Origin of the sequence: Hydrogenophaga sp. 2FB, from assembly GCF_005503365.1 — a bacterium.
Classification (GTDB): Bacteria; Pseudomonadota; Gammaproteobacteria; order Burkholderiales; family Burkholderiaceae_C; genus Hydrogenophaga.
In genome coordinates this window covers 1-7,807 of sequence record NZ_SCML01000099.1, presented here as the reverse complement: position 1 = coordinate 7,807, position 7,807 = coordinate 1, and the positions used below count along the sequence as shown (strand labels likewise).

Annotated in this window: 7 protein-coding genes; 2 read left to right on the top strand and 5 right to left on the bottom strand. The window is 64.0% G+C overall.

Features of this window, described 5'->3' with window-relative positions:
- Positions 1-446 precede the first annotated feature (446 nt).
- Both FFS09_RS30005 and FFS09_RS30000 read left to right on the top strand, forming a co-directional pair.
- Positions 447-1,292, top strand: a complete 846-nt coding sequence (locus FFS09_RS30005; protein ID WP_137922561.1) for a protein NO VEIN domain-containing protein — start codon at positions 447-449, stop codon at positions 1,290-1,292.
- 81 nt (positions 1,293-1,373) lie between these two features.
- The gene (locus tag FFS09_RS30000; protein ID WP_137922560.1) at positions 1,374-2,135 is read left to right on the top strand and encodes a hypothetical protein; all 762 of its coding nucleotides are present in this window, start codon (positions 1,374-1,376) and stop codon (positions 2,133-2,135) included.
- Between the two features lie 48 nt (positions 2,136-2,183).
- Here FFS09_RS30000 and FFS09_RS29995 read toward each other — a convergent pair whose 3' ends face one another.
- The 5 genes from FFS09_RS29995 to FFS09_RS29975 all read right to left on the bottom strand — a co-directional run.
- Positions 2,184-2,675: a thioesterase family protein gene (locus tag FFS09_RS29995; RefSeq protein WP_137922559.1), complete on the bottom strand. Its 492-nt coding sequence runs from the start codon at positions 2,673-2,675 to the stop codon at positions 2,184-2,186.
- The gene (locus FFS09_RS29990) at positions 2,672-3,832 is read right to left on the bottom strand and encodes an acyl-CoA dehydrogenase family protein (protein ID WP_137922558.1); all 1,161 of its coding nucleotides are present in this window, start codon (positions 3,830-3,832) and stop codon (positions 2,672-2,674) included. The genes FFS09_RS29995 and FFS09_RS29990 overlap by 4 nt, the downstream gene beginning before the upstream one ends.
- Before the next feature lie 4 nt (positions 3,833-3,836).
- Entirely contained in the window at positions 3,837-5,795 is a 1,959-nt protein-coding gene (locus FFS09_RS29985; protein WP_137922557.1) for an ATP-binding protein, read from the bottom strand.
- Between the two features lie 25 nt (positions 5,796-5,820).
- Entirely contained in the window at positions 5,821-6,996 is a 1,176-nt protein-coding gene (locus FFS09_RS29980; protein ID WP_137922556.1) for an acyl-CoA dehydrogenase family protein, read from the bottom strand.
- Between the two features lie 29 nt (positions 6,997-7,025).
- Positions 7,026-7,807: carboxyl transferase domain-containing protein (locus FFS09_RS29975; protein WP_289509320.1), on the bottom strand; the 782-nt coding region annotated here is incomplete at its 5' end.

Genomic DNA, 7,807 nt, shown 5'->3' with positions numbered 1-7,807 from the left:
CCAGGCCAGCGCGGCGATGCCGAGCAGCAGGGCCAGCCACAACAGCCGGCGGGGCCAAGGCATGCGGGTGGGTGGAGGCGCGGCGGCGGATCGGTCAGGTGCTGACATGGATGGCAAGAAAGGAGGACGGAGAGGCGATGCTGGCCGGTGGCTGTGAAGGTGTCTGCCTCTCTGGCGACGCCGACGGTGGCTGCGAGCGACAACGGGTGGCTCGGGTTGGGAACGCGCGGTGCGAATGCCGGATGATAGCTATTCGAAACTGCTTGTAACTAGATCGGACTGTGATGAGTATGGAAGGTTCATTGAGTTTCCATACATCGTTCATTGGCCGTACGCAGCAGGTTTGATGCGTAAAAAGTAAATCTATTTAACTAACACTGCTGATCTATGTTTCGCTCGAAAAAAACCAGTTCGCCATGCAATCAAAGCCGCCACAATCTCCGACCATGACAGGAAAAGACTGGAGTCGGGAAGAGGTTGAGGCAACCGTGCGGGACTATCTGTCCATGCTTTCGTCTTGGTTGGCAGGAACGCCTTTCAACAAATCTGCACATCGGCGGGCCTTGATGCCGCTATTGAATGGACGGTCGGAGCAATCCATCGAGTTCAAACACAGGAATATCAGTGCCGCGCTGATCGATTCCAATTTCCCTTACATCCCCGGGTACAGGCAGTTGCCCAACTATCAAGGCCTCATCGCTGAAGTCCTTGCAGAGCTGCTTCCGAACAGCACATCGTTGCTTTCAATTGCTGCCGCCGATGCGGACTCACCTATCGTTGTTCCTGAGGTTGACGATATCCTTGCCATCCTCACCAGCAAACCCTATGCCGCGACAGAACCACACGGCGTTCGTGAAGCGCAGCCCCCTCTCATGCAACTTTCTACGAACTATGTTGAAAGAGAAGCGCGCAATCGATCCCTGGGCACGGCGGGCGAACTCTTTGTCCTCAACTATGAGACGGCACGGCTCATTCATGCGGGCAAGGAGTCGCTTGCCTCCCGCATCGAGCACACCTCAGTAGTCACAGGAGATCACGCGGGCTTTGACATTCTTTCGTTTGAAGAGTCTGGTGCCGAGCGCTTGATAGAGGTCAAGACAACAAAGTACGGGTTTGAGACACCGTTCTTTGTGACGCGCAACGAGGTTGCCAAATCAGAAGTTCGAGCGCAACAGTATCAGCTCTACAGGCTCTTCGACTTCAAGGCTGCGCCTCGTCTCTATGTTCTGCCTGGTGCTATTGGCGCGAGTTGTGCACTGTCCGCGGCCTCGTTTGTGGCTCGACCACGGTAGGCCACTTTCCTTGAAACACCGTCAACACCAAACTCCTGCGCAGGGAGCCGGAGGATGCGGTCGCCCGCGCTGAGCAACACCATGAATGAATCCAATCCAATCATCCTTGACAAAGGCCTTGTGCGGATGTCTTCCAGACCGTCTGTCACGTGGACAAGCGTCATAGCAACTGCGACAGCCTTGATCGGCGTGGCGACAGTACTTCTTCATCTGATGGGAGTGGTGATCCATCAAACCTATCTGTATGCTTGGGGAGTTAACTCCGACCAGTTTCCGAAGTCCGTTGACTGGCTTCTGATTCGAGGCTACTACGGCGTATGGAATGGCGCCGGAATGTTACTGCTCACGTTCTTAAAGAACTTTCACTGGGTCGTTCTCGCGTCAGCGATCCTTGTCCTATACGCACGACTTCTGACTGGGTCTTGGAATCCATTTTTGGTTGCAGAGAAGAAGCTAGGCTGGTTCAAGAGACTCCCTGTATGGGTGCAGAAAATATTGACACTGGCCGCCATCGGTACTTGGCTTGCGATTCTTCTTGTTTCGGTCACGGTCGTGATGTTCTTTCTTGTAGGGATACCCGCAACAGTAGGCGGGATCATTGGCAAGGAATTTGCAGCGACCAATGTCAAGGACTTTTCTAAAGGGTGCCAGGAGTCTCGATCCAATTGCATCCAGCTACTAAGGCGAGGAGAACCTATGGGAACCGGCTATGTACTGGACAGCTCATCAACCCATTTGGCCTACTTCGACATCGGCCTGAAGAGAGCCCGAGTCATTCCGAGACACGAGATCGAAACTTTGACGGTACGGGCACCAGCCCAACCCTCTGGTCCCGTGCAATAAAACGCTCCTGCGGAGAACGTGCCCCTGTGCACGATGCTTGAAATAACACTAAGAAACAATATAAGCCCCAGCCCCAGTACACAGCAGCTTCCCATCCGCCCCCAGAAACTCCATCCGCGTGCTCGCCACGCGCGACCCCAACCTCAGCACCTCGGCACGCATGTCGAAGTGCTCGCCCACGCAAGGGCGCAGGTAGTCGACGCGCAGATCGATGGTGCCGAGTTTGGTGAAGCGGTGCACGCGTTGCGCCGGGTCTTCGTCCATGTGGCGCGCGCCCATGGCGGCCATGCAGGCCAGGCCACCCAGGGAGTCCAGGCACGCGCTGACCACGCCGCCGTGCACGCGGTTGTGCAGGTAGTGGCCGACCAGATCGGGTTTCATCGCGAGGCGGCCTCTCACCATGCCGGGCGTGACGTCGGTGATCTTCAGGCCCATCACGCGGTTGAAGACCACCTTCTCTTCAAACAGGTCCTTGAGCATGGCCATGAATTCGGGCTCGAAGACGACGGGTGCGGCGGAGGTGGTGGTGTGTTTGCTCATAGTTCCCATTGTCGGGCGGCCAGTTCCTTCATGATGTCTTCGGCGCCGCCACCAATCATCATCACCTTCACTTCGCGGTAGAGGCGTTCGCTCATGGTGCCGCGCATGAAGCCCATGCCGCCGAGCAGTTGCACCGCCGCGTCGGCGCAGAACTGCATGGTCTGCGTGGCGTGGTTCTTGAGCAGGCAGACGTTCGCCACCCAATCCGCGCCGTGGTCTCCCGCATCGACGCGCGCACCCAGTGCTTCCAGCCAGGCCTCGGTGGACTGGAGGCGCATGCGCATGTCCATCAACCTGTGGCGGACCACCTGGCGTTCGATCAGCGGCGCGCCGAAGGTGCTGCGCTGGCGCGCCCAGGCCAGGGCTTCGTCGTAACAGGCTTCGGCGAAGCCCAGCGCCATGGCGGACAGGGCCAGGCGCTCGCCGTTGAAGTTGCCCATGACCATGCGAAAGCCCGCACCCTCGGCTCCGAGGCGGTAGCGCGCGGGCACGCGCACGCCGTCGAAATGCAGGTGCGCGGTGTCGGAACAATGCCAGCCCATCTTCTGCAGCGCGTTGCGCGAGATGCCGGGTGTGTGGCAGGGCACCACGATCATGGAGATGCCGGAAGCACCCTTGCCGTGCGGGTCGGTGCGCACGGCGAGCGTGATCCAGTCGCAGCGCATGCCGGAGGTGATGAAAACTTTCTCGCCGTCGATCACGTACTCGTCGCCTTCGAGGCGCGCGGTGGTGCGCAGCGCGGCCACGTCGGAGCCGCCACCGGGTTCGGTGATGCCGAGTGCCGCAATCTGCTCGCCGCGCAGCACGGGGGGAATCACCTCGGCCTGCAGTTCGGGTGTGCCGTGCGCGAGCACGGGCGGCAGGCCGATGTTGTGGGTGAACAGGCTGGCCATCACGCCGCCGCTGCCCCCAAAGCGCGCCAGCGTGCGCGACATGGCGTTGCGCACGCCCCATGGAGCGGGTGTGCCGCCCAGGTGCTCGGGGTAGCCCAGGCCCAGCAGGCCAAGCGCCGCGGCTTGCTGGCGCAGGCCGTCGGGGAATTCGCCTGCCTCGTCCCACACGGTCACGTTCGGCGCAATGGCCTGCGTGGCGAAGCGTTGCACGGTGTCGATGAGCGCGGCGCGGTCTTCGGCGGTGAAGTCGTGCGGGGTGGCCATGTCGTCAGGCGGCGAAGGTGATCAGCAGTTGCCCCGGCGCGAGCTGCTGGCCGGCGATGACGGACACGCTGTCCACCACGGCGTCGCGTGGCGCGGTCAAGGTGTGTTCGAGTTTCATCGATTCGATGACCAGCAACGGCTCGCCTTTCGCCACGCGCTCGCCGGGCTGGGCGTGCACCGCGATGAGTTTGCCGTTGAAGGGGGCGCGCAACTCGCGCGCGGCCGATGCGCCACCGGCGCGCTCGCGCGGCGCGAGGCCGATGTCGGTGAGTTCGACGCTGTGCGCGCCGGCCTGCGCCTGCCAACGACCCTCGCCGAGCGCGGCGATGGTCACGGGCCAGGTGACGCTGTCGATCATCACGCGCCCGGGGCTCACGCGGGCTTGCACGGCGCGCTCGTCCAGCGTGACGCGCAAGGCGCCCTGCCCTTGTTCCTGCACCGCCATGTCCAGCACCTGCTCGCCGTGCTGCCAGCGCAGCGGTCGGGCGAAGGGGCACGGCAGCGCGGTGGCCGGGGCTTCGGCGTGGAACACGGCGGCGAGCACGCCCGCCAGCACCGCGTCGGGCGGGGGCTGCAGCGTGGCGCGGATCGCCTCGCCCTCTTCGGCCAGGAAGGGAATGAGCGCACCACCTTCGTGGAAGACGGGGTTGCGCAGGCAGGCGGCGAGGAAGGCGCGGTTGGTGGGCAGGCCGAGCAGTTGCGTGCGGTCGAGTGCGTGGGCGAGTTGGTCGATCGCCTCGGCGCGGGTGGGCGCGTGGGCGATGAGCTTGCCGAGCATGGCGTCGTAGTGCGGCGTGACTTCGCCGCCGGTCTCCAGCGCGTGGTCGAAGCGCAGGCCGCGTGGCATGGGAGGTTCGGCGAAATGCAACACGCGGCCGGTGTGCGGCGTGAAGTGTTCGTCTTCGGCGCACAGGCGCACTTCGATGGCGTGGCCGGTGAAGCTGATGTGGCCCTGGGTGCGCGGCAAGGGTTCACCGCGTGCGATGCGCAGTTGCCATTCGACAAGGTCGAGACCGGTGACCGCTTCGGTAACGGGGTGCTCGACCTGCAGGCGCGTGTTCATCTCCATCAGGAAGAAGGGATCGATACCGTCTCCCGCATGCGGGAGAGGGCTGGGGTGAGAGTGCCCCTCCAGCAAAAACTCCACCGTCCCAGCCCCCACATAGCCCGCCGCCTTCGCCAGCCTCACCGCACAGCGCCCCAGCTCTTCGCGCAAGGTGGGCGAGACGGCAGGACTCGGCGACTCTTCGATGATCTTCTGGTGGCGTCGTTGCACCGAACAGTCGCGCTCGCCCAGGTGCACGCAGTGGCCGTGCGTGTCGGCGAACACCTGCACCTCCACGTGGCGCGGGCGCAGCAGCGCGCGTTCGATCAGCAAATCGCCGTTCGCGAATCCCGCCAGGGCTTCGGAGCGCGCGCTTCTCAACGCGGGCAACAACTGTGCGGCCTCGTGCACCAGGCGCATGCCGCGCCCACCCCCACCGGCCACGGCCTTCACCATGAGCGGATAGCCGATGCGCTGCGCCTCGGCGACGAAGGTTTCTTCGCGCTGGTCGTCGCCAAAGTAGCCGGGCAGGCAGGGCACGCCCTGTTCTGCGGCAAGGGCCTTGGCGGCGGACTTGCTGCCCAGCGCGCGGATGGCGGCGGGTGGCGGACCGACCCAGAGGAAGCCGGCGTCGATCACGGCTTGCGCGAAGTCGGCGTTCTCGCTCAGGAAGCCGTAGCCCGGGTGTACCGCGTCGGCGTTGGTGGCCACGGCCGCGTCCAGCAGGCGGTCGACGCGCAAATAGGAGTCGGCCGACGCGGTGCCGCCGAGCGCGAAGGCGGTGGTGGCTTCGCGCACGTGCAGCGCTTGCGCGTCGGGCTCCGAGTAGACCGCCACGGTTTCGATGCCCATGGCGTGCGCGGTGCGGATGATGCGTCGCGCGATCTCCCCGCGGTTGGCGATCAGGAGTTTTTTCATGGTGTGTCGGCCGTGGCGCGGCGCTTCATTTCACCGCCCGCTTCGCAATCCCCATGGTCTTGCTCAGGATGCCCAACATCACCTCATCCGCCCCACCCCCGATCGACGCCAGCCGCCCATCGCGGAACATGCGCGACACCTTGTTCTCCCAGGTGAACCCCATGCCACCCCAGAACTGCAGACAGGTGTCCGGCACCACGCGGTTCAAGCGCCCGGCCTTGAGCTTGGCCATGGTGGCCCACTCCGTCACGTCCTCACCGGCGACGTAGTGCTCCACCGCCAGGTAGGTCAGCGCGCGCAGGCTCTCCACCTCGGTCTTGAGTTCGGCCAGCTTGAACTGCACCCACTGCTGGTCGGCCAGCGACGCGCCGAACAGCTTGCGCTCCTGCGCCCATTCCACCGTCCACTCGATGCAGTTGCTGAGCGACTGCAAGGTGCTGGCCGCGCACCACAGGCGCTCTTCCTGGAACTGTTGCATCTGGTAGATGAAGCCCGCGCCTTCCTGGCCGATCAGGTTGCGCTGGGGCACGCGCACGTCGTCGAAATAGATCAGGCCGGTGTCGCTGCTGTGCATGCCGATCTTGCGGATCTTCTGCGCCACCTCGATGCCTTTGACGAGTTTCCCGTTCTCGTCGCGCATGCGCACCATCACCAGGCTCTTGTTCTTGTGCGCGGGGCCGTCGCTGGTGTTGACGAGCATGCACATCCAGTCGGCCTGCAGGCTGTTGGTGATCCACATCTTCTGGCCGGAGATGAGGTAGTCGTCACCGTCCTTGCGCGCCACGCTCTTGATGGCGGACACATCGCTGCCCGCGCCGGGCTCGCTCACACCGATGCAGCCCACCGCGTCGCCCGCGATGGCGGGCGCGAGGAATTCGCGCTTGAGTTCCTCGCTGCCAAAGCGCGCGAGCGCGGGTGTGGCCATGTCGGTCTGCACGCCGATCGCCATGGGCACGCCGCCGCAGTGGATGTGGCCCAGCGTCTCGGCCATGGCCATGCTGTAGGAATAGTCGAGGCCCGCGCCGCCGTAGGCCTCGGGCTTGGTGAGACCCAGCAGGCCGAGATCGCCCAGGCCTTTGAAGATCTCGTGCGCGGGCATCATCTCGGCCGCTTCCCACGCGTCCACGTGCGGGTTGATGTGCTCGTCGATGTAACGCTTGAGCGTCTTCTGGACTTCGCGGTGTTCGTGGGTGAATGCCATCGGTGTCTCCTGGGGTATTTCGTGCGCGTCTACATGCGCGCCACGCCGAACTGCATGGGCCGGGGTTCTCGCGCGGCGGCTTCGGCGCAGGTGTCCAGACAGAAGCCGAGCACGGCGCGCGTGTCGCGCGGGTCGATCACGCCGTCGTCGAGCACGAGGCCGCTGGTGTAGAAGGCGTCGGCCTGGCGTTCGAACACGTTCACGATCTGGTCGAACTGCGCCTGCATCTGCGCCGGATCGGGCGTGATGCCTTTGCGCGCCATGCCGGCCTCGGCCACGATCTGCATGGTGCGCGCGGCCTGCTCGCTGCCCATCACGGCGGTTTTGGCCTGCGGCCAACTGAAGAGGAAGCGCGGCGCGTAGCCGCGTCCGCACATGCCGTAGTTGCCGGCGCCGAAGGACGCGCCGCACTGGATGGTGATCTGTGGCACGGTGGCGTTGGTGACGGCCTGGATCATCTTGCTGCCGTGTTTGATCATGCCGCCCTGCTCGCTGTCCTTGCCCACCATGTAGCCGGTGGTGTTCTGCAGGTAGATGAGGGGGTGGCCGAGCTGGCACATCCACTGGATGAAGTGCGTGGCCTTGTTCGCACCGGCCACGTCGATCGGGCCGTTGTTGCTGATGATGCCGATGGCGTGGCCTTCGATGCGCGCTTGCACGCAGAGGGTGGCGGCGCCGTAGAGGGGTTTGAATTCGAGGATGTCGGAGTGGTCGACGAGGCGCGCGATGACTTCGCGCATGTCGACGGGTTCGCGGTGGTGCGGGGGCATCAGGGCCAGGAGGTCTTCGGGGTTCAAGTGAGGGGTAGGCG